The organism is Pseudoalteromonas sp. NFXS53 (genome assembly GCF_056629255.1).
In genome coordinates this window covers 114,795-133,588 of sequence record NZ_JBWVBR010000012.1, presented here as the reverse complement: position 1 = coordinate 133,588, position 18,794 = coordinate 114,795, and the positions used below count along the sequence as shown (strand labels likewise).

The window sequence follows — 18,794 nt, the reverse complement described above, 5'->3', positions numbered from 1 at the left end:
AGCACCATGTCCGTGGGCGATTCCTGATTGCTGAATATTTCTCTAACCGATCTCAAATGAGGTGATACCAAAAGTTCTCTGCAACTGAATTTCAGGCTGAGTTTGCGTGTACATTCTGGCAGTTTTAAAACATTGGGTCATTGCAAAATGCTCAGCCAATTTAACCGCTTCATCGTTGACTTGAGGCACATCTAAGAATATGTCGTCGTTTTCTGACACATGACCGCTTAACGTCAGATAAAGTGCACGAGCAATATAAGCCGAGTCAGCGAACAAGGGTCCTATTTTATACCCCGACGCACACTGACGAATAACACCCACACCTTGTAGAACATCGTTTGCAACGTAACCCAAAGCTACACTATTATCTTGTGTGGTCCAGCCTTTTAGAAACGCGTGCCTATCTGCTGGAAAAAACGCAGCGCAATACTTTTTAATATCGTTAAAATCGAGAGATAACAAAGACTGAACATAACTTGCATCAACTTGCTCTGCGCTTTTAAGGACACCACCTTTTCTAACAAAGCGAATATTACGATGAGCCAATTTAAACCCTGACTTTTTATAGTTATCTTGTTGATCAACCACACCATCTAAACCGATATTACAACCATCTAAATGCGTGAGTGCCTGTTGCCAAAGTTGATAACCATAGCCTTGACCGCGATATTCAGGTTTAACGACATAAAACCCTAGAAAGCCAAAGTCATCGTCGTATTTCACCACTGAAATACTCGCTATCGGTTCATCGCCTAAATAACCCATATAAAAGCCACTGGTATCTACTTGATAATACAACTTCGCATCATGTAGCCCTGGGTTCCAACCTTCATCTTCAGCCCATTTCGTGGCAAGTTTAACATCTTCAAAGCTTGCGACTTTTATTGAGAATTTTTGCCCTGACATTGTTTTTCCTTCGCTTTATGCGTTAATTAAGCTTCATTACTTACAAATGTTCTCTATGACTGACAGAATCCGCAAGCTGAGCACAACTATTTTCTTCTAAGAAACCCGCTATCAAAGCCTTTATTTTGGCCTTGAGCCATTCAGGCCCTTCATCTTCCATATCATTGTGGCGCGCTTTAGGTATTGTCACCACGCAACTAGCAAATCTTTGCTGCTCGCTGGCTGTGGGTAAAACCCCCTTGTCCGCAGGAAAGTCACTGGCTCGAACAGATAACACTTTGACATCGTCTCTTCTAGGCAGAGGTACGCGGCGATGATCTAGGGTAATAATATCTTGAATATAGTCTTTGCCTTCATTTGCAAGCCAAGCTGAGATATCACCACCGTTCGAATGTCCAACTAAAGTTAAATTATCGAAGTCATAGTTTTTAAAACGCGGCTTCAAATTATTACGAATGAAATCGAGGGTCACAGCCCCTCGAGACCAATTTTCACTGCGAGTTTCATATAAATTACCTGAGACAGACAAAGGCGGATCGTTTGGTAACTCATGGCCAATTGCCACAACCATATAGCCTCTTTGTTTAAATAAGTTGCCAATGAATTGATAATTTAGATGTGATACGCCATATCCCGCACTTATGAAAGCAACTAAGCAAGGTGACTGAGCTTTACAATCGCTAGTTTGGGTTGGGTGAGAGATTTCAATGGGGATGTAACGATCGCGAGATTTGTCAAAAATCACATCTGCTAGTACTGTGAAGTTAATACCCGCCAACAACAGTATTAACCCTTTCATCAAATACTTCATGAATTTAATTAATCCTTATTTTTCTACTTAACCTGAGCTTTGGTTAAGAGATTTACTAACGTCTTGATATTGAAATGATAGTTGTTTTTTTCAAGTCTGCAGCCGGAGACTTTTGGCGATAACCAGGCGAATTTACGCGTCAATAGCTAGCCTATTGCAAGTAAATTCAACGCAGTTAACGTTGAAAGTAGCCACTGGAGATAGATTTATTATCCAGAGCTCAGGTTACTTATCTAGTTTCAGTACATAATATAGTAATATCATGTTTTTAATAATTAAATTTCAAAAGTGTCTTGTTTGAAGAAGGCTGAAACCTAAAAATTCCCATCGCAGTAGAGTCGAGAACGACTCCTAGAGAAGGATATTAATCCCACACTCTTTCTCTCTTATAAGTGGCGCCAAAAAACTATTAGGACACTGGCAACCAAGGATGAAATTAATTTGAGAAAATAGTTCTAGGCTTTCGCCCTAAAACCTTAGCGTTGGATTACCTAGAATAGATTGGCAGCTAACGTCTCAGTTAAAAGGCGAAATTTGGTTGGCTATAATGTGAAGCAAAACCAGTCAACTGAACTTTGCCCGCTTTTAAACTGATTGTTATGTACGAACTACGACAGTCTTGCCAATATAGTCGTGAAGAGCTCTGCGTTTATCATTAAATAGCATGGTTATAAATTCAGCTATTCCCCAAGCCATAGCTAAAATTCCAAAGCCAATTACTGCATAAGATAATCCCTCAGAGATTGCACCTGATAATTCTAATGATGTTGCTACTACTAGGATGATAAAGACCCAAGAAATATTTAAAGCTAAATTAACAGATTCTCTACGCAATGCTTGTTTAACGTTGATCTCAGTCTCGGTGTCATGATTTAGGACTTTAACATCCATAATCATTTTCCCAATAGTTTGACCGAAATAACCATGCATAAATATGGCGTAAATTGCAAATTGAACGCCGTTTAAAGCTTGAAGGAATTTATCTTGAGTACTGTATTCGACATCAAAGATTAAGCATTCAACATATAAAATTATAGCGAATATAATTCCATCTATTATGGCAGACCAAAAGCGAGGCCAAAATGTTGAGTATTTGCTTATTTCTTAGAGCTTCTCCATCTCTTTTTTTGTGTCTGGATCTTCCATCTTCCTTGAAATAGCTAAGTCTATCTCTTTTACTCTTTCTGGATACTGCTCTTTGTTGATTTGATTTAGAATATCTAAAAGCTCTTCTAGTGTGTAGTTATTATAATTAGGACTAGAATCCATGTGCTTAACTCCCCCTTGAGTAAGCCCTAGTCAAGCGCCTTGTTAGTCGCTTATTTCAATATCTTGCATTGAACACCAATCGCGTAACGCTTTTTCAGTGTGCTCTGCTTCAAATTTGTACCACTGCTCAATTTTGCCTGAAGCCTCTAACACTGACTTGAACCTAGTGTAAGCCCCTTTAGATCGGAAAATCGAACGAATCTTTTCATATTCTGATGGCAAATGTTCCATGACAAAATTGAAAACAAGATCCCTTCCTAGATTTAACTCACTTTTGTGAGGGATCATCAAATATTTTTCTTCATCAATATCATCAGGAAGTTCTTCTTCGTTTTCACCAAACTCCGAATGTAAGTACGTTTTGCCAGTCGACTTACAGATGTACCCTTGATGATCATAAGATAAACCAAAATTCACCATTTCAAATAGATCTAATACATCACTGAACTTTATAGTCATAGTTTTCTCTATCTAACTATAGATGGTGTCTACTTTTTTTGGGTAAGTCCTAAACCTAACGCCGTTGTAACCGGCTAATAATAGTTGGCTATAATTTGCGAGGCACGAACAAAGCCAACTGTTATTTGTCCGCGTTTACGACCTTGTTAGCTACTCTTTAGCTCAGATTTTACAAGCTTTATTAGTTCAGGGTGAAGTGGAAAAGCCTTGCTATCCAAAATTGAGTTACCACCAAATGTCATAATTAAATAGGTTTCACCACCATTTACGAAAGCGCCTTTACAATAGCCGCCTCGAAGCTTAATAGAATCGATTGGATCGCCTTTCCATATTTCATGTGGAATAACTCTATAGGTATATTTACCACCCATTAATAACTTTATTTCACCTTTGTCTACTGGCGAGTATTTTTGTATATGTTTTTCAAAGTCACTCCAATGTATCTCGACAACAGACCCTATAAAGACCTGATTGGCTTGTGCTACAAGCTCTTTATAACTTCTATCTTCAATTGTGCATGCATGTGACAAGTTTGAGGCTAATGCCAAGATAGCAAAAATATATCGCATATTCTTCATTGAGTAGCTAACGCTCGATTAACGGGTTAAAAATTGTGGGCTAAAATCGAGCGAAGCGAAGAGCCCGCTGTTTTTAATCCCTGTTGAATTGCTTGTTAGCACTACTTTGACTCTAAATAATCGAATAATTTCTTTCTTTGAGCAGATGAAAACAAATAATAGCTAAACTTTATATCGTTACTTTTCGAGCTTTTTAGAACTATTAACCTAGGTAACCTATTAACAATTTTAAAGCCTTCAAAATTCTTCCACTCCAAAGTGACTTTAACGCCAAAATCAATGAATGTTATCCCTTGTTCATTAAGCTCTAAGCCGTATTCAATTACCTTACTTCTACCAGAGTTAAAAACGAATAACCAGATGCTGAAAAGCACTATGGAGATTATCAAAATGAAAAAAAACAAAACCATGTCTTTCGGATAAACTCCTGTGAACATGGCAAAGATTAACCCTACTACAATGAACCAAAAGTATTGAATGGACATTGTATACAACCTGTTGAGTAAACCTTGTACGCGTGTCTGAATTACCACCATAATTGCTAAACTATCCTTGTAGTGCTAACGCCTCGCTTAACCGGCGCAAAATAGCAGGCTAAAATTAGCGACGAAGGAGCGCAAGCCTGCTGTTTTGCGTCCTTGGTTAAAGCGTTTGTTAGGTAACCTTTAAATTATTGCCGAAATTTATCCAGCTTTGTTCAATGTCGTTACCATACTGCTTTACTGTTTCAGAGTGTTGCTCCAGAAATTCCTGAAGCACTTTATTTTGCTTTTGCATTTTTAATGCAACAGCATACCTTTCTGGATAAAAGCCTAAACGCTCTACATTACTTCTTAAAAACTCAGTTACCACTTCAATGTTATTATTTCTTTCGTACCAACGAGATGCGTGTATTTGAATAAGGGAAATTAGTCTTTCTATCTCTGGTTTTATATTTTCTGGCTCTTCAGGGTCAAACGTAAACAGTTTATATTTTTCACCTAAAACTGTTTGAAAGCTTTCCATAATGGTGACACCTTCACCTACTTTATATTTCAATCCAGAATACTTACGCGCAGTTTCTTCAATATCCCTAAAGTGAAGCCCGATATTTAGCATATAATAAATGGCTTCCTGCCCTCTGCTATCACATGGCATACCGTGCCATGAATAAACATTAGGCGAAAGCTCAAAGTAGCAACATGAACGCCTTGGTCTTTTGTAGTTTATTGCAACAAAAGCAGAATCAATTTGGTCTTGAATTTGATTTATGAATTTGCGATCCATGCTAGTTACCTAACGCCTTAATAAACGTCGGAAAATAGCAGGCTAAACTAAGCGAAGAATGAGCGCAAGCCTGCTGTTTTACGTCCATAGTTTAATTAACTTGTTGTGCGTCTTTTAAAGAGTAAATTGTTGTACCAAAGCCTTCATAAGACCTTTTGAATATATCCTCAATGTCTCGAATATTTGTATTCATTTCAGCAAAGCTATTTTGATTTATAAATAACTTGAAGCTGTACCCTTGCGCATTTTCGATATAAAAAGCATCAAGCTGAAAAAGCTCTTCAGTACCCACTTGTGTTAAGCGAGATATTCTCTTCTTTTCATTACCAAATTCATAATAAGTTAACTGAACACTTATTAGCCCTTTATCATCAAAAAATTCTAAATCTAAAGAAGTTTTGTCAAGCTCATTTAATGGCTTTTCGATAAAATCTGATTTATTAAAGCCAAAATATTGCTCTAAAAATATAAATGAATGTAATTGGTTATTAACAGGAATACCTTCTGAGCTTTTCGTAAACTTAATTGACCACCTGTTATGCTCATAACCCAAAGCAATAAGATTAAGTTGTGCGCCCGTAAGTGGAAGTATTTTTTTCGTTTCAGAGTCACAACCTAAAGTGATCGCAACTAAGAAGATGAAAATAAATTTTAAAAACTTCACTGTATCTAAAACTCCTGACGCACAACGCCGTTGTAACCGGCAAAAAATTGTTGGCTAAAATGTGAAGCGAAGCGTAACAGCCAACAGTTTTTTGTCCGCGTTGACGACCTTGTTATGCGTTGACACTCAAAATTAAAAGCGCTTGCGCCTGCACTAATAAGCCAAACTTTAAATTAAAAAACACTCACCAAACCCAAATTTGCAAAGAAGCGCTCGACTGGTGAATGACCTTTCTGGTCACAGCCTAAATTGAAAAACGAAGAGCCAAGACCAACTTAAAACTTAATTACGCCACTGTACCTAAAAGCTGATTTGAAGAAAAGACTTGAAGTAAAAACCGTTTTAAAGACAGTGATTTAAAGTGACGCATAACGCCGCAAATAAACGGCAAAAATTAGTTGGCTAAACTTGTGAGGAACGAACAAAGCCAACTGATTTTTGTCCGCCCTTTTTAATTTGCTTTGTTATATGCCTGTTGTCTCTATTTTATGGCCGTAAATAACAAGGTGATTAATAATCTCTCGAGACTCGGGGTTACCAATTAACTCATTGGTTAACTCATGACCTCCCCAATCTTCTGTCATTAGATGATCATGTGCATTTCCAGACTTTTCGGCTTGCGCCGCAATAGCCTCTAATCGAGATGCTAACCAGCGAAGCTTTTCTGGTGATGCATGAATGAAAACTTGTTCAGCTTTTTCGTCTTTTTCTAAAGTTAACATCCGAACCCTTTTGGCATATAACGCTTGCCTAACCGGCGTAAAATGGCAGGCTAAAATTAGCGACGAAGGAGCGCAGCCTGCTGTTTTGCGTCCTTTGGTTTAGGCACTTGTTATGTTTTTGGTAGCAATTTATTGAATAACTTAGCGTAATACCAATAAGAGCTAATAAAAACTATAGTTATAATTCCTAATGAAAGCATTGATATTGGTTTGTTTAAAGTATTAATAAATGCCTCAAGATTACTTAACATCAAGCCTAAACCTATACCAAATAGCAATGTCACTATAGGAAATAAAAAAGCAAAAATTTTAAGGTCTAACTTTTCTTCCGAAAGCTTCATTCGTTTTAAAGCTTTTTCCATATTGAAAACTCCTTAATAAAAAACATAACGCTTAGCTAACAGGAAAAATTGAATAAGCTAAATTCGAGCGAAGCGACGAGCTTATTTAATTTTGTCCTAGTTTAGCGCCTTGTTATGCGTTGACACACCGCTTTCAAAGCGCTTGCGCCTGCACCAGCGAGCTAAACTTTTATTTATAAAAAAACACCCACCAAACCAAAAATTGCAAAGAAGCGTTCGACTGGTGAATGACCTTTCTGGTCACAGCTTAAATTGAAAAACGAAAAGCCAAGACCAACTTAAAACTTAATTACGGCACTGTACCTAAAAGCTAATTTGAAGAAAAGACTTGAAGGAAAACCGTTTTAAAGACAGCGATTTAAAGTGACGCATAACGCTTGCCGTAAACGGCACAAAATAGCAGGCTAAAATTTGCGACGAAGGAGCACAAGCCTGCTGTTTTGTGTCCACGGTTTAACGGCCTTGTTAGGTGTATATTACACTCTGTTTTTTAATACTAAGGGTGTAAACAACATAGCTATTAAAACAACAAAGGCAGCTACAAATCCAATGTTTTGAAGATAAGTAACATCAGAAAAGAATAAAATTATTGCTATACCTAAAATGGCTATTTGTGAGAAACCTATAACGCGCCTTTTTCTAGCGTTACCTTGTCCACGAAATACCCAAATCAAGGTGATTGGTAAACATACTAGTAACAGAATAAGAATTGGGAAAATTGCCCCTGCTACTCCGTGTGTCACCTCAACCTCCTATACACCTAACGCTTGCCGTAAACGGCACAAAATAGCAGGCTAAAATTTGCGACGAAGGAGCACAGCCTGCTGTTTTGTGTCCTTGGTTTAACGGCCTTGTTATAAGTACGTTATTTTCCAGCTTTTCCAGCCTCTAAAATTGGGAGTCCAGCCTCTGTTGGAATGTAAATACGCTCTCCATTACCATCTTGTAGCCCTTTTATCCAAACATAACGCAGATAAGCTTCGTTACCTTTAAGCGATTCGCCAATAATCTTATTAGCTTCAGCGGCAGCTTTTGCACGTTCGATATCAGCTTGACCTTCAGCTTTGGCTTGGACTATTTTCGCTTCGCCTTCTGCTTGAGCCAGAGTAACTCGAGCCTTAGCTTGCATTAAAGCTGCCTGCTCTCTAGCTTTAGCTTCTTCAATTAGAATTTGCTTACTCCATTCAGCTTCTTTCAGAGCAGCAATACCATTCATTTCGAGCTTATAAACTTTGTACTTTGGCCACGCCCAAAGCGCTAGGACAATTAGGATTACAAAAAATAAAACTGTGGCAACAAGACCGCCAAATGCAATTGCATTTCTATTTGGATGCACGATTTCTCCTAGTACTTATAACGCTTGCCGTAAACGGCACAGAATAGCAGGCTAAAATTAGCGACGAAGGAGCACAGCCTGCTGTTTTGTGTCCTTGGTTTAACGGCCTTGTTAAATGCTGACAACTTCGTCCACTTTTTGGGCAAAGTTTTGATAACCAGGTGTCATATGATCAACTACATAAATAGTTTTTCCTGACTTATCAAATAGTTTTAATATTTGCGAACCTTCATAGTTTTTGACTGACGCTATGTCCGACCATTTATAAGAAGTTTTTAAGCCTTTCATAGACACTGTAAAATGTTCATCATCGAACTCTACAACTGCTGGAACAAATTTAGCTAGTAGGATTCCTATATATGAAATATATCCCACACCGAAACCTAGTAACAAACACCCGCCTGCACCAATAACTCCTGATTTTGGATACAAATCAAAAGCCAAATAGAACATATACCCTGCTAAACAAGGAAATCCAGCTATAGCTGCATAAAAAATAACTTGGAGCCACAGTGGGTTATATACACGCATAAACTTCCTCAGGCATTTAACGCTCGATTAACGGGTTAAAAATAGTGGGCTAAAATTGAGCGAAGCGAAGAGCCCGCTGTTTTTAATCCCTGTTTAATTGCTTGTTATAAGCCACTTACCACTTTAAGGTAGGATTTAGTACCAATACCGAGCTGAGCCCAAACTTTACGTTTATGATTGCCGATATAATCGTATTGCTCATCCATTTCCCAAAGAGTTACTATTTGGTCAGGGAAAATATACTCTGACTCATTAAATGAATGACTCTCCGATTCATTAGCAGAAATTACTTTAAACAAAGTATTTCCATCAATATCAAATACGTCAATATCACCGAACATAAGTTGGTAATTTTCGTTTTGAGAAACCCCGATAAAGTTAACTAAGTCGTTTTCAAACTCAATTTGAAGACAGCTATCAAAATAAAAATCACTCGCCTCATCTGACAGACTGAAAAAGCCAGCAAATAATTCTCTTACTTGCTCTCTATTCATTCCAAGTTTGACGGGCCCAATTCCATCGTGAGGCTTAACTAAAAACTCCATATCTTCCCATGGCTTATAACGCCTCACTAAGAGGCTAATATCAGTTGGTTAAAATAAGCGACGAAGGAGCAAAAACCAACTGTTATTTGTCCTTTTAAGTGAATTGTTATGTGCAATTTACGACTAACCAAAAAAGCAGCAAAACTCATCTTCTTTTACCGTTTTTAAAAAGCCGGATAAATGTTTAACTTGTGAAACTGGATCGTACTTATGAAACTTTAAATCTTGACGTTGCCAGTATATTTTCCAGATTTTTTGAGATTTAACGTAAGTTGCTTTTGCAAAGTGTGATTCCACAATTTCATTGGGATCTCGCCAGTCAGGGCGAAATTCTAAAAGTAATATACTTTGCTTGTCTATACGATAACCATAATCCAATTCTTTTCGAACATGAACTGGTGGGCGTATTTCATCAATAAATGAATTTAACTCTTTTTCATGCTTTTTTAATTCAAATTCGCTAAATGACATATTGCTGATGATTATCCTTTGCACATAACGCCGTTGTAACCGGCTAATAATAGTTGGCTATAATTTGTGAGGCACGAACAAAGCCAACTGTTATTTGTCCGCGTTTACAACTTTGTTAGTGCTTTTTTTGCAAATATTGGCTACTGACTCTTTTAGCCCATCATTAAACTTATATTTGCCTAGTTTTGTATTATTTACCAACAATAGTTTTAGCTTTTCAAGCAAAGTCTCAGGTGTTTCTTTACTGAGGCACTTAGAATACTTACTGTTGCTTCTCGATGCGTCTAAGTAACCAAATAGATAAAAAGAACAATGGCGCTTATAGCGAGCAAATTTTGCTAGATCTGATGTACATTCACTTACAAACTCTTCAAACGAAATCGGCTGATAGCTTTTCACGTTGAAAGAAACAGCAAAAATGATAAAGGGTAGTATTAGTTTCACAAAACTCTCGAAAGCACTAACGCTTGCCTAACCGGCGCAAAATAGCAGGCTAAAATTAGCGACGAAGGAGCGCAAGCCTGCTGTTTTGCGTCCTTTGGTTTAGGCACTTGTTATGTTTTGATTTTAAATACAAAGTACCTAAAGAGTAAAGCTTGGGTTAACGCTATCAAACCGAATAACCACGGGCCGTTAGTAAAATAACTAACACAAAAAAAACAAGCTGGTACGGATGCATAATAAAAGTAGCCCGTGTGTTTGAACTTACAAACAAGCCAATGAATAGGGAAACCTATTAATAACCACCCAACCATTGAAACTAATAGAAACACACCAATATAAAGCAAAAATGAAACTAACAAACCTGCCAGTTCAGTTAGCTCGAAGCTATTTAGTTGAAAAGAATCAGCTAGGTAAGCAATAGGAATTAAAAAACTTGAGATGAACAAGCTTTTTAATAGCGCACTGTCCCAGTTACCTAAATTCAAATATTTCACCTAAAAACATAACGCCTCGCTTAACCGGCGCAAAATAGCAGGCTAAAATTAGCGACGAAGGAGCGCAAGCCTGCTGTTTTGCGTCCTTTGGTTAAAGCGTTTGTTAGGTAACCAGTTCACCATCACTATTAAAAGAAAAAACAGCTTCGCCCACTCTATTTTCGATAATGAAATTAGAGTTCTCCCAAGTACCTTTGAACAACTCAAACCAAACTGTGTTCCAAATTGCGTTTGAATACAAGCAATGCTTTGTTAAAACTGAACCTTGTTTGTTAACTATTGATAAATAGACATTTAAACCGCCAACCTTATGATGTAATTCTGTGATAGCTCTTAAGTTTCTCGATTTGTTCCACTTTGTGGTTTTTTTATATTCACGCTGCAACTCAAAGTTATTTTCTAAAACTTTATTTGAGACTTCTTTTATTACCTCAGCAACTTCGCTTGGTAACTCAAACCTGCCACAAAGAATTAGCAACGTGTCAGTTAAATAAAATAAGGAAAGCTCGTTTTTTTCTTGGTCGGAAAGCTCACTGAAATTACTGAACTCGAAATCACTCCGCCTAAAGCTAGCAATGCCATCGCTGCCTGCTTCAGTGAAATCTTCACCCTCGAATGAACCAAGATAAATGTTAAGTTTAGAAATACCGTTAAAATCGAATTTTGCTGGTAAAAAAGTGCAGAAAATATCTCTTAAGTTTTCCCAATACGCCATTAGATAACGATTTTGGCGAAGTTTTTCTTCACTATGCTTTCCAGCATTAACTAATTGTACATCGCGAAATATCATTGGTTACCTAACGCTTTGCTAAGCGGCAAAAAATTGTTGGCTAAAATTCGCGAGGAACGAGCAAAAGCCAACAGTTTTTTGTCCGTTTGAGCAACTTGTTATAACTAAATTACACCTAACCTATCAGGTTTTATAGTAAATGAACCCTGATATTCGAATAGCTTATTTGCTAATTCCTCTAGGCTATTCTCTTTTGCGTAATCCAGTTCTTGAGCTGTAATACCTGTAATTTGCAGTATATCGACTTTTCCAGATATTAAGTCGAATGATTCAGGGAATTGATTTGGCTTTACAACCATTAAGCTTGAAATATTCGGCTCAATTTTCATTGGAATGTAGTCTCCGTAGTCAACTAGAGGTTTATCACCATAATGACCAACGGACACAAGAATATTGAAAGCTACTAAACTACGTAACGCATTTATAGCCCAATCACTTTCCTCATTTGTTTCGAGGATAAACTCAGTTCCGAAACCTGAATACTCCTGCGGATCATCTGACTCCCATGTATTAGACATGCCAGAGGTGACATAAACCCAAGTTTTTCTGTCACTCGTTGGAGCACATTTGAAAACACCAAAATGTAACCATCTAGGATCAATGCTGTCGATGCCAAATTGATTTTTGAATAGAGAGGCATCTAACGGGTAAATACCTTCACCAGTACCGCCAAATAATTCGGGATATACTTGTTCTTCTCTTTGTTCCCACGAATCTTCCAGCAGACTCATAATCTTCCTTTAGTTATAACGCCTCAATAAGAGGAAATTTATAGTTGGCTATAATGTTGAACGCAGTGAGAACAGCCAACTGTAAATTTTCCTACTTTATTGCCTTGTTAGGTGTTTATAAAAGCCTCAATCATAGCTTACTATTTTTTACGTTTTGAAGCTGCTATAGCAATTATTACAACGATAATTACTACTATTACACCACCAATTACTGAACTGCTCATAATGATTTCCTTTTGCAATATTGATAAAACTAGATGAATAAGGTCTCCACCAAAAATACAGAGAATACACTAAACACCTAACGCCTCGCTTAACCGGCGCAAAATAGCAGGCTAAAATTAGCGACGAAGGAGCGCAAGCCTGCTGTTTTGCGTCCCTTGGTTAAAGCGTTTGTTAGTTGCCAATTTGCACACAAACCAATGAAATAGCAAACATAGACATAATTACAAATGGTATTGAGCAAACGAAACGAAGCCTTTTATTTAATTTAGGTTTTGGCCACATATAAAAGTAGATCGCTGAAGGGGTAAGTAAAGCACTAAAATAAACACTGAACGCTATAAAATACCATCCCTCATAACTAAAGCGACCACCAAAATATAACCAATATAAACCAAACAATGAGCTAAGACTTGGGATAACCAATAATATAGAGGAAATTATTAAACCAAATTTATTTCCTTTTGATTCCACTTCATTTGAGTTCAATCGCTATCCTTGCTTTGGCAACTAACGCTTGCCGTAAACGGCACAAAATAGCAGGCTAAAATTGGCGACGAAGGAGCACAAGCCTGCTGTTTTGTGTCCACGGTTTAACGGCCTTGTTAGTTACGATATTTTTTGAGCGTTTGATTTTATTGAAAAAACAAAACCAAACAGACAAATTATGCTTACTAAACTTAAACAGCTTATAGATAACTGATTTAGCTGTAAGTTACCAAAAATAAATAAGTCGCTTACTAGAAGTGCTGTACTTGACATGAAGCCAGCTAGAAAACCTGATTTATGTTTTTTAAGATTCATCTTATCTCCTTGCTGGATGAATTCCATTAGTAACTAACGCCCAAATAATGGGCAAAAAATAGTTGGTTAAAATAAGCGACGCAGGAGCAAAACCAACTGTTTTTTGTCCTGATTAATTTGCTTGTTATGTGTTTGTTTTACCATACTATAATCGTTTTCTAAAAAATAGCGTAAGGACAACGCCCAGACCAAAACCTACTAGGCCAATTAAGCCGATAGGTTTAATAAATGCTTTATGCTGTTCATTGAAAAAGTACCAGTCAATAAGGACAAATATAAAAGCCACAAACAACATTCCTAAAGAAACATTGAATAATAGTTTTAAATATTTTGAGGTTTGAGATACACCCTTATCCAACACTGAACTCCAGAAACACATAACGCTTGCCGTAAACGGCACAAAATAGCAGGCTAAAATTGGCGACGAAGGAGCACAAGCCTGCTGTTTTGTGTCCTTTGGTTTAACGGCCTTGTTAGGTAACGTTTTCAACTTGCCAAAACACTTTACCTGTATTTCTGCGATCGGCCCACAAATGATGGTTTTTATTGATGATTGCTCTTATAGCAGCATCAGCATCTTCTTGGGTTTCAAGACAATTATGTAGCCTTAAAGTTTCTAATTGACCTAGACACTTTTCTGTACCAGCAAACGCCAAAATACTACAACAATGATAGCGAACAAGCTTGGACCGATCATTAATACCAATTAATGCCATATCAATGATTTCAGAGTGCTTTTTGGCGTACCTTACAAGCCAATAAGCAATTTCAATACGAGCTGGTGAGTATTTTATTTGATAAAAAGCTTTAACGTAGTATGGAACAAGACTTTCTAAGCCAAACTTCTTTCTCAACATTATCATGTTACTGCCGACTAATGATGCATTTTTTTGATCTAGCAACTCTAGAACATGTTCAAGGCTCAAAGAATTCATCAAGTTACCTAACGCTTGCCGTAAACGGCACAAAATAGCAGGCTAAAATTAGCGACGAAGGAGCACAAGCCTGCTGTTTTGTGTCCACGGTTTAACGGCCTTGTTAGTTACGATACCTTTTGAGCATCTGATTTTATTGAAGAAATAAAGCCGAAAAGACAAATTATGCTTACTAAACTTAAAAAAATAATAGATAACTGATTTAGCTGTAAGTTACCAAAAATAAATAAATCGCTTACTAAAAGTGCTGTACTTGACATGAAGCCAGCTAGAAAACCTGATTTGTGCTTTTTAAGATTCACCTTATCTCCTTACTGGATGAATTCCATTAGTAACTAACGCCTCAGTTAAAAGGCAAAATTTGGTTGGCTATAGTGTGAAGCGGAGCGAAACCAGCCAACTGAAATTTGTCCGCTTTTAAACTGTTTGTTAGGTTGAAACAGCTGCATACAACCATGAAAAAATAAAATACACTGGAACCGCAACAAAACATGAAGGTATTAAAGGTAGTATTAGCACCACTAAGTTATATGCGGCAAATGTGTTTACAGTTTGATCTTTAGAGCCATGAGCATAAAAGAAGTCATCTGTTGCATCTCTGTTTTTAACTTCTTTATAGCCCTTATCGAATTCCGGTGCATTAGCAGATACAGCTTTATACATGTACTTAAATAGCGGTAAACAGATAAATACCCCAACTAAAACTGAAATAAAAGCTATACCCAAATGCAATGTTCTCTCCTTGAAACCTAACGCCGTTGTAACCGGCTAATAATAGTTGGCTAAAATTTGTGAGGCACGAACAAAGCCAACTGTTATTTGTCCGCGTTTACAACTTTGTTAGTGCTTTTTTTGCAAATATTGGCTACTGACTCTTTTAGCCCATCATTAAACTTATATTTGCCTAGTTTTGTATTATTTACCAATAATAGTTTTAGCTTTTCAAGCAAAGTCTCAGGTGTCTCTTTACTGAGGCAATTAGAATACTTACTGTTACTTTTCGATGCGTCTAAATAGCCAAATAGATAAGAAGAACAATGGCGTTTATAGCGAGCAAATTTTGCTAAATCTGATGTACATTCACTTACAAACTCTTCAAACGAGATCGGCTGATAGCTTTTCACGTTGAAAGAAACAGCAAAAATGACAAAAGGTAGTATTAGTTTCACAAAACTCTCGAAAGCACTAACGCTTGCCGTAAACGGCACAAAATAGCAGGCTAAAATTGGCGACGAAGGAGCACAAGCCTGCTGTTTTGTGTCCTTGGTTTAACGGCCTTGTTAGCTTTACAAAAAGCTGAGTGTGTAAAAGAAAACCCACCCTGTAAAAGCTATAAAGAATAAGCCTTTAACTATTTTTAACTTTCTAGGCTTTTCTAAATACGCAGCTCTAAAAAGAAAACCTGATGGTACTGCTGCACCAAAGTAATAAACTCCAGGAGCAAGCAAAACCCCTGACTTACTCGATGCATAAGTAATAAAACACAGAGCTAGAAAAGCACCTAAAAAGAACATACCTTTTGATGTTTCTAGAAATTCAATTGAAGTATCAAAAAAATCACTTAAATATTTTGTCATTGTGTAATCCTTCACAAATATACAGAGTAAAGCTAACGCCCTGTTAATGGGCAAAATATAGTTGGCTAAAATTACGCGACGAAGGAGCAAAAGCCAACTGTATTTTGTCCTTGTTAAACAGCTTGTTATACGTAAACTATTTGCCGTACTTTAACTCAAATAACTGTTTTAGCAAATCACTACGTTGTACATTAGAGTGCCCAATAGACGCTATAAATGAAGCAACTATAATAAGATGCGTTGGAGATAATGAATTAGTTCCTGACCAAAGAAGCCAAAAACTATAAAGCAAAAGCATTAGACCACCAATTGCAGGAATAAAACTAAGCCTATGAATCCTTTTCTCTATGCGCTGAATCTGATCTATTTTTTGATATTCGGTAAGTGCTTTTACATCTTCTACAGAATTCAATTCCATCTGCCGAACCTCCTTTACGTATAACGCTTGCCTAACCGGCGCAAAATATCAGGCTAAAATTAGCGACGAAGGAGCGCAAGCCTGCTGTTTTGCGTCCTTTGGTTTAGGCACTTGTTATGCGTTTACACACCGTTTTTGAAGCGCTTGCGCCTGCACCAGCGAGCTAAACTTTTATTTATAAAAACACCCACCAAACCAAAAATTGCAAAGAAGCGTTCGACTGGTGAATGATGATTCTGGTCACAGCTTAAATTGAAAAACGAAAAGCCAAGACCAACTTAAAACTTAATTACGTCACTGTACCCAAAAGCTGATTTGAAGAAAAGACTTGAGGTAAAAACCGTACTAAAGACAGCGATTTAAAGTGACGCATAACGCCCAAATAATGGGATAAAAATTGTTGGTTAACATAAGCGACGCAGGAGCAAAAGCCAACTGTTTTTAGTCCTGATTTATTTGCTTGTTATGAATACTTTTTAAGTACGGTATCTTTACAGCTTTTAAAAAGTTCTTTTGCTAACTCAGGTACTTCTAAAGAAGGATTAAACGCTGAATCTAATGTACCAAGAGGGTTCTGCATTTGACCTACTACAAAGTCCATTTCCATACTTAATAAATACAAGGCTCTTAAAGAACTATTAAAATCTCTTTCAAAATCCTCTAAAGTTTTCTCTTGTTTTTGCATAAAACTATCTACATCAATAATATTAATCTCTTCAGATTTATTATGAACAAGTCTGTTTCTTGCTGATACTAAAGTTTTTAAAGCACTATAAGCAGCACCTGATTTATCGAGACTTCTTTCGCAAACTAATCTAGGTATTATTACCCATTTCGAAATCAAATCTAAACTAGCTAAATGCTGTTTGTAATATTTATCGCCAAGATGTTTTCCTGCATAATCATTTATCGCGGATTCAACAGTCATAGCTGCAAAAACGATAGCTTTAATTGCAAAGTCTGTAGCCTGACTTTCTAGCTCATAGATTTCGCTCTCTTCAAGAGAAGATTTATCTATAGCCCGTATTTCTAAGCAACGACAATAATCTGTTTCTGCTATTTTGAAATATGTGCGAAACAAGACATTGGTTCTCGCCGAAGTTTCTTTAGGGTGAGGTATATGGTTATACTGACCGTTCACAAGACTTCCCTGTATTCATAACGCCGTTGTAACCGGCAAAAAATTGTTGGCTAAAATGTGAAGCGAAGCGTAGCAGCCAACAGTTTTTTGTCCGCGTTGACGGCCTTGTTATGCGTTGACACTCAAAATTAAAAGCGCTTGCGCCTGCACTAATAAGCCAAACTTAAAATTAAAAAACACTCACCAAACTAAAAATTGCAAAGAAGCACTCTACTGGTGAATGACCTTTCTGGTCACAGCTTAAATTGAAAAACGAAAAGCCAAGACCAACTCAAAATTTGATTACGCCACTGTACCTAAAAGCTGATTTGATGGAAAGACTTGAAGTAAAAACCGTTTTAAAGACAGCAATTTAAAGTGACGCATAACGCCGTTGTAACCGGCTAATAATAGTTGGCTATAATTTGTGAGGCACGAACAAAGCCAACTGTTATTTGTCCGCGTTGACGACCTTGTTATGCGTTGACACGCAAATTTAGAAGCGCTTGCGCCTGCACCAATAAGCCAAACTTAAAATTAAAAAACATTCACCAAACCCAAAATTGCAAAGAAGCGTTCGACTGGTGAATGACCTTTCTGGTCACAGCTTAAATTGAAAAACGAAAAGCCAAGACCAACTTAAAACTTAATTACACCACTGTACCTAAAAGCTAATTTGAAGAAAAGACTTGAAGCAAAAACCGTTTTAAAGACAGCAATTTAAAGTGACGCATAACGCCTCAGTTAAAAGGCAAAATTTGGTTGGCTATAGTGTGAAGCGGAGCGAAACCAGCCAACTGAAATTTGTCCGCTTTTAAACTGTTTGTTAGGTTGAAACAGCTGCATACAACCATGAAAAAATAAAATACACTGGAACCGCAACAAAACATGAAGGTATTAAAGGTAGTATTAGCACCACTAAGTTATATGCGGCAAATGTGTTTACAGTTTGATCTTTAGAGCCATGAGCATAAAAGAAGTCATCTGTTGCATCTCTGTTTTTAACTTCTTTATAGCCCTTATCGAATTCCGGTGCATTAGCAGATACAGCTTTATACATGTACTTAAATAGCGGTAAACAGATAAATACCCCAACTAAAACTGAAATAAAAGCTATACCCAAATGCAATGTTCTCTCCTTGAAACCTAACAGCTTATTCTCTCCCAAATTGCCAGAATAAATACCGACAAAACGGGCTATATTACGTGTTCCAATATTCACACAAGAAAAGTTCATTGTAAACATGACTTTAGAATGTCCAATTTTATTCAGTTGTGAAAATTGGACAAAACGCGGCGTAATAATGTTATTGGACAAATTGCAAACCACTGTCTATAT

General features: G+C 37.1%; 27 protein-coding genes. All 27 read right to left on the bottom strand.

Annotation, left to right across the window (positions count from 1 at the left end; translation table 11 throughout):
* Positions 1–42: 42 nt before the first annotated feature.
* Positions 43–906, bottom strand: a complete 864-nt coding sequence (locus AC1HJP_RS13860) for a GNAT family N-acetyltransferase (RefSeq protein ID WP_480362338.1) — start codon at positions 904–906, stop codon at positions 43–45.
* 40 nt (positions 907–946) lie between these two features.
* A complete protein-coding gene (locus AC1HJP_RS13855) occupies positions 947–1,717 on the bottom strand; it encodes an alpha/beta hydrolase (protein WP_480362337.1) in 771 nt (256 codons plus the stop codon).
* A 597-nt stretch (positions 1,718–2,314) separates the two neighbouring features.
* Positions 2,315–2,818: an RDD family protein gene (locus tag AC1HJP_RS13850; protein WP_480362352.1), complete on the bottom strand. Its 504-nt coding sequence runs from the start codon at positions 2,816–2,818 to the stop codon at positions 2,315–2,317.
* Positions 2,819–2,821: 3 nt separating this feature from the next.
* Positions 2,822–2,986 carry a hypothetical protein gene (locus AC1HJP_RS13845; RefSeq protein ID WP_480362336.1) on the bottom strand — a complete coding sequence of 55 codons (165 nt, stop codon included), beginning with the start codon at positions 2,984–2,986 and terminating at the stop codon, positions 2,822–2,824.
* A 42-nt stretch (positions 2,987–3,028) separates the two neighbouring features.
* Positions 3,029–3,445 (bottom strand): UPF0158 family protein, encoded by a 417-nt coding sequence (locus AC1HJP_RS13840; RefSeq protein ID WP_480362335.1) that lies wholly within the window; start codon positions 3,443–3,445, stop codon positions 3,029–3,031.
* Between the two features lie 146 nt (positions 3,446–3,591).
* Positions 3,592–4,014, bottom strand: a complete 423-nt coding sequence (locus tag AC1HJP_RS13835; protein ID WP_480362334.1) for a hypothetical protein — start codon at positions 4,012–4,014, stop codon at positions 3,592–3,594.
* A gap of 663 nt (positions 4,015–4,677) precedes the next feature.
* Positions 4,678–5,289, bottom strand: a complete 612-nt coding sequence (locus AC1HJP_RS13830; RefSeq protein WP_480362333.1) for a hypothetical protein — start codon at positions 5,287–5,289, stop codon at positions 4,678–4,680.
* Positions 5,290–5,380: 91 nt separating this feature from the next.
* Positions 5,381–5,953 carry a hypothetical protein gene (locus tag AC1HJP_RS13825; protein ID WP_480362332.1) on the bottom strand — a complete coding sequence of 191 codons (573 nt, stop codon included), beginning with the start codon at positions 5,951–5,953 and terminating at the stop codon, positions 5,381–5,383.
* Between the two features lie 464 nt (positions 5,954–6,417).
* A complete protein-coding gene (locus AC1HJP_RS13820; RefSeq protein ID WP_058032185.1) occupies positions 6,418–6,675 on the bottom strand; it encodes an Imm32 family immunity protein in 258 nt (85 codons plus the stop codon).
* A gap of 110 nt (positions 6,676–6,785) precedes the next feature.
* Positions 6,786–7,037 (bottom strand): hypothetical protein, encoded by a 252-nt coding sequence (locus AC1HJP_RS13815; protein WP_480362331.1) that lies wholly within the window; start codon positions 7,035–7,037, stop codon positions 6,786–6,788.
* A 476-nt stretch (positions 7,038–7,513) separates the two neighbouring features.
* The gene (locus AC1HJP_RS13810; protein WP_480362330.1) at positions 7,514–7,780 is read right to left on the bottom strand and encodes a hypothetical protein; all 267 of its coding nucleotides are present in this window, start codon (positions 7,778–7,780) and stop codon (positions 7,514–7,516) included.
* Positions 7,781–7,902: 122 nt separating this feature from the next.
* The gene (locus AC1HJP_RS13805) at positions 7,903–8,373 is read right to left on the bottom strand and encodes a hypothetical protein (protein ID WP_404396302.1); all 471 of its coding nucleotides are present in this window, start codon (positions 8,371–8,373) and stop codon (positions 7,903–7,905) included.
* A gap of 111 nt (positions 8,374–8,484) precedes the next feature.
* Positions 8,485–8,904: a hypothetical protein gene (locus tag AC1HJP_RS13800; protein ID WP_480362329.1), complete on the bottom strand. Its 420-nt coding sequence runs from the start codon at positions 8,902–8,904 to the stop codon at positions 8,485–8,487.
* A gap of 104 nt (positions 8,905–9,008) precedes the next feature.
* On the bottom strand, positions 9,009–9,449 hold the full coding sequence (locus AC1HJP_RS13795; RefSeq protein ID WP_480362328.1) for a hypothetical protein: 441 nt from the start codon (positions 9,447–9,449) through the stop codon (positions 9,009–9,011).
* Between the two features lie 123 nt (positions 9,450–9,572).
* Positions 9,573–9,920 carry a DUF3024 domain-containing protein gene (locus AC1HJP_RS13790; RefSeq protein ID WP_480362327.1) on the bottom strand — a complete coding sequence of 116 codons (348 nt, stop codon included), beginning with the start codon at positions 9,918–9,920 and terminating at the stop codon, positions 9,573–9,575.
* A 90-nt stretch (positions 9,921–10,010) separates the two neighbouring features.
* On the bottom strand, positions 10,011–10,364 hold the full coding sequence (locus AC1HJP_RS13785) for a hypothetical protein (RefSeq protein WP_480362326.1): 354 nt from the start codon (positions 10,362–10,364) through the stop codon (positions 10,011–10,013).
* 597 nt (positions 10,365–10,961) lie between these two features.
* Positions 10,962–11,648 (bottom strand): hypothetical protein, encoded by a 687-nt coding sequence (locus AC1HJP_RS13780; protein WP_480362325.1) that lies wholly within the window; start codon positions 11,646–11,648, stop codon positions 10,962–10,964.
* Positions 11,649–11,752: 104 nt separating this feature from the next.
* On the bottom strand, positions 11,753–12,379 hold the full coding sequence (locus AC1HJP_RS13775) for a suppressor of fused domain protein (RefSeq protein WP_480362324.1): 627 nt from the start codon (positions 12,377–12,379) through the stop codon (positions 11,753–11,755).
* A 396-nt stretch (positions 12,380–12,775) separates the two neighbouring features.
* Positions 12,776–13,090, bottom strand: a complete 315-nt coding sequence (locus tag AC1HJP_RS13770; protein WP_480362323.1) for a hypothetical protein — start codon at positions 13,088–13,090, stop codon at positions 12,776–12,778.
* 460 nt (positions 13,091–13,550) lie between these two features.
* Positions 13,551–13,895 (bottom strand): hypothetical protein, encoded by a 345-nt coding sequence (locus AC1HJP_RS13765; RefSeq protein ID WP_480362322.1) that lies wholly within the window; start codon positions 13,893–13,895, stop codon positions 13,551–13,553.
* Positions 13,879–14,340: a hypothetical protein gene (locus AC1HJP_RS13760; RefSeq protein WP_480362321.1), complete on the bottom strand. Its 462-nt coding sequence runs from the start codon at positions 14,338–14,340 to the stop codon at positions 13,879–13,881. The genes AC1HJP_RS13765 and AC1HJP_RS13760 overlap by 17 nt, the downstream gene beginning before the upstream one ends.
* Before the next feature lie 429 nt (positions 14,341–14,769).
* Positions 14,770–15,072 carry a hypothetical protein gene (locus AC1HJP_RS13755; protein WP_480362320.1) on the bottom strand — a complete coding sequence of 101 codons (303 nt, stop codon included), beginning with the start codon at positions 15,070–15,072 and terminating at the stop codon, positions 14,770–14,772.
* Between the two features lie 83 nt (positions 15,073–15,155).
* Positions 15,156–15,509: a hypothetical protein gene (locus AC1HJP_RS13750; RefSeq protein WP_138568698.1), complete on the bottom strand. Its 354-nt coding sequence runs from the start codon at positions 15,507–15,509 to the stop codon at positions 15,156–15,158.
* A 117-nt stretch (positions 15,510–15,626) separates the two neighbouring features.
* On the bottom strand, positions 15,627–15,917 hold the full coding sequence (locus AC1HJP_RS13745) for a hypothetical protein (RefSeq protein WP_480362319.1): 291 nt from the start codon (positions 15,915–15,917) through the stop codon (positions 15,627–15,629).
* 136 nt (positions 15,918–16,053) lie between these two features.
* On the bottom strand, positions 16,054–16,335 hold the full coding sequence (locus AC1HJP_RS13740; protein ID WP_480362318.1) for a hypothetical protein: 282 nt from the start codon (positions 16,333–16,335) through the stop codon (positions 16,054–16,056).
* Between the two features lie 463 nt (positions 16,336–16,798).
* Positions 16,799–17,476, bottom strand: coding sequence for a hypothetical protein (locus tag AC1HJP_RS13735; protein WP_480362317.1), 678 nt, complete (start codon positions 17,474–17,476; stop codon positions 16,799–16,801).
* 805 nt (positions 17,477–18,281) lie between these two features.
* Positions 18,282–18,701 carry a hypothetical protein gene (locus tag AC1HJP_RS13730; protein ID WP_480362316.1) on the bottom strand — a complete coding sequence of 140 codons (420 nt, stop codon included), beginning with the start codon at positions 18,699–18,701 and terminating at the stop codon, positions 18,282–18,284.
* Positions 18,702–18,794 lie beyond the last annotated feature (93 nt).

Bases quoted from the DNA above. Each gene is read 5' to 3' on its own strand.
- AC1HJP_RS13740 (WP_480362318.1), bottom strand. From the start codon at position 16,335: ATGGAATTGAATTCTGTAGAAGATGTAAAAGCACTTACCGAATATCAA.
- AC1HJP_RS13730 (WP_480362316.1), bottom strand. From the start codon at position 18,701: ATGTTTACAATGAACTTTTCTTGTGTGAATATTGGAACACGTAATATA.
- AC1HJP_RS13830 (WP_480362333.1), bottom strand. From the start codon at position 5,289: ATGGATCGCAAATTCATAAATCAAATTCAAGACCAAATTGATTCTGCT.
- AC1HJP_RS13780 (WP_480362325.1), bottom strand. From the start codon at position 11,648: ATGATATTTCGCGATGTACAATTAGTTAATGCTGGAAAGCATAGTGAA.
- AC1HJP_RS13745 (WP_480362319.1), bottom strand. From the start codon at position 15,917: ATGACAAAATATTTAAGTGATTTTTTTGATACTTCAATTGAATTTCTA.
- AC1HJP_RS13815 (WP_480362331.1), bottom strand. From the start codon at position 7,037: ATGGAAAAAGCTTTAAAACGAATGAAGCTTTCGGAAGAAAAGTTAGAC.
- AC1HJP_RS13820 (WP_058032185.1), bottom strand. From the start codon at position 6,675: ATGTTAACTTTAGAAAAAGACGAAAAAGCTGAACAAGTTTTCATTCAT.
- AC1HJP_RS13860 (WP_480362338.1), bottom strand. From the start codon at position 906: ATGTCAGGGCAAAAATTCTCAATAAAAGTCGCAAGCTTTGAAGATGTT.
- AC1HJP_RS13835 (WP_480362334.1), bottom strand. From the start codon at position 4,014: ATGCGATATATTTTTGCTATCTTGGCATTAGCCTCAAACTTGTCACAT.
- AC1HJP_RS13790 (WP_480362327.1), bottom strand. From the start codon at position 9,920: ATGTCATTTAGCGAATTTGAATTAAAAAAGCATGAAAAAGAGTTAAAT.
- AC1HJP_RS13855 (WP_480362337.1), bottom strand. From the start codon at position 1,717: ATGAAGTATTTGATGAAAGGGTTAATACTGTTGTTGGCGGGTATTAAC.
- AC1HJP_RS13795 (WP_480362328.1), bottom strand. From the start codon at position 9,449: ATGGAGTTTTTAGTTAAGCCTCACGATGGAATTGGGCCCGTCAAACTT.
- AC1HJP_RS13840 (WP_480362335.1), bottom strand. From the start codon at position 3,445: ATGACTATAAAGTTCAGTGATGTATTAGATCTATTTGAAATGGTGAAT.
- AC1HJP_RS13775 (WP_480362324.1), bottom strand. From the start codon at position 12,379: ATGAGTCTGCTGGAAGATTCGTGGGAACAAAGAGAAGAACAAGTATAT.
- AC1HJP_RS13845 (WP_480362336.1), bottom strand. From the start codon at position 2,986: ATGGATTCTAGTCCTAATTATAATAACTACACACTAGAAGAGCTTTTA.
- AC1HJP_RS13760 (WP_480362321.1), bottom strand. From the start codon at position 14,340: ATGAATTCTTTGAGCCTTGAACATGTTCTAGAGTTGCTAGATCAAAAA.
- AC1HJP_RS13800 (WP_480362329.1), bottom strand. From the start codon at position 8,904: ATGCGTGTATATAACCCACTGTGGCTCCAAGTTATTTTTTATGCAGCT.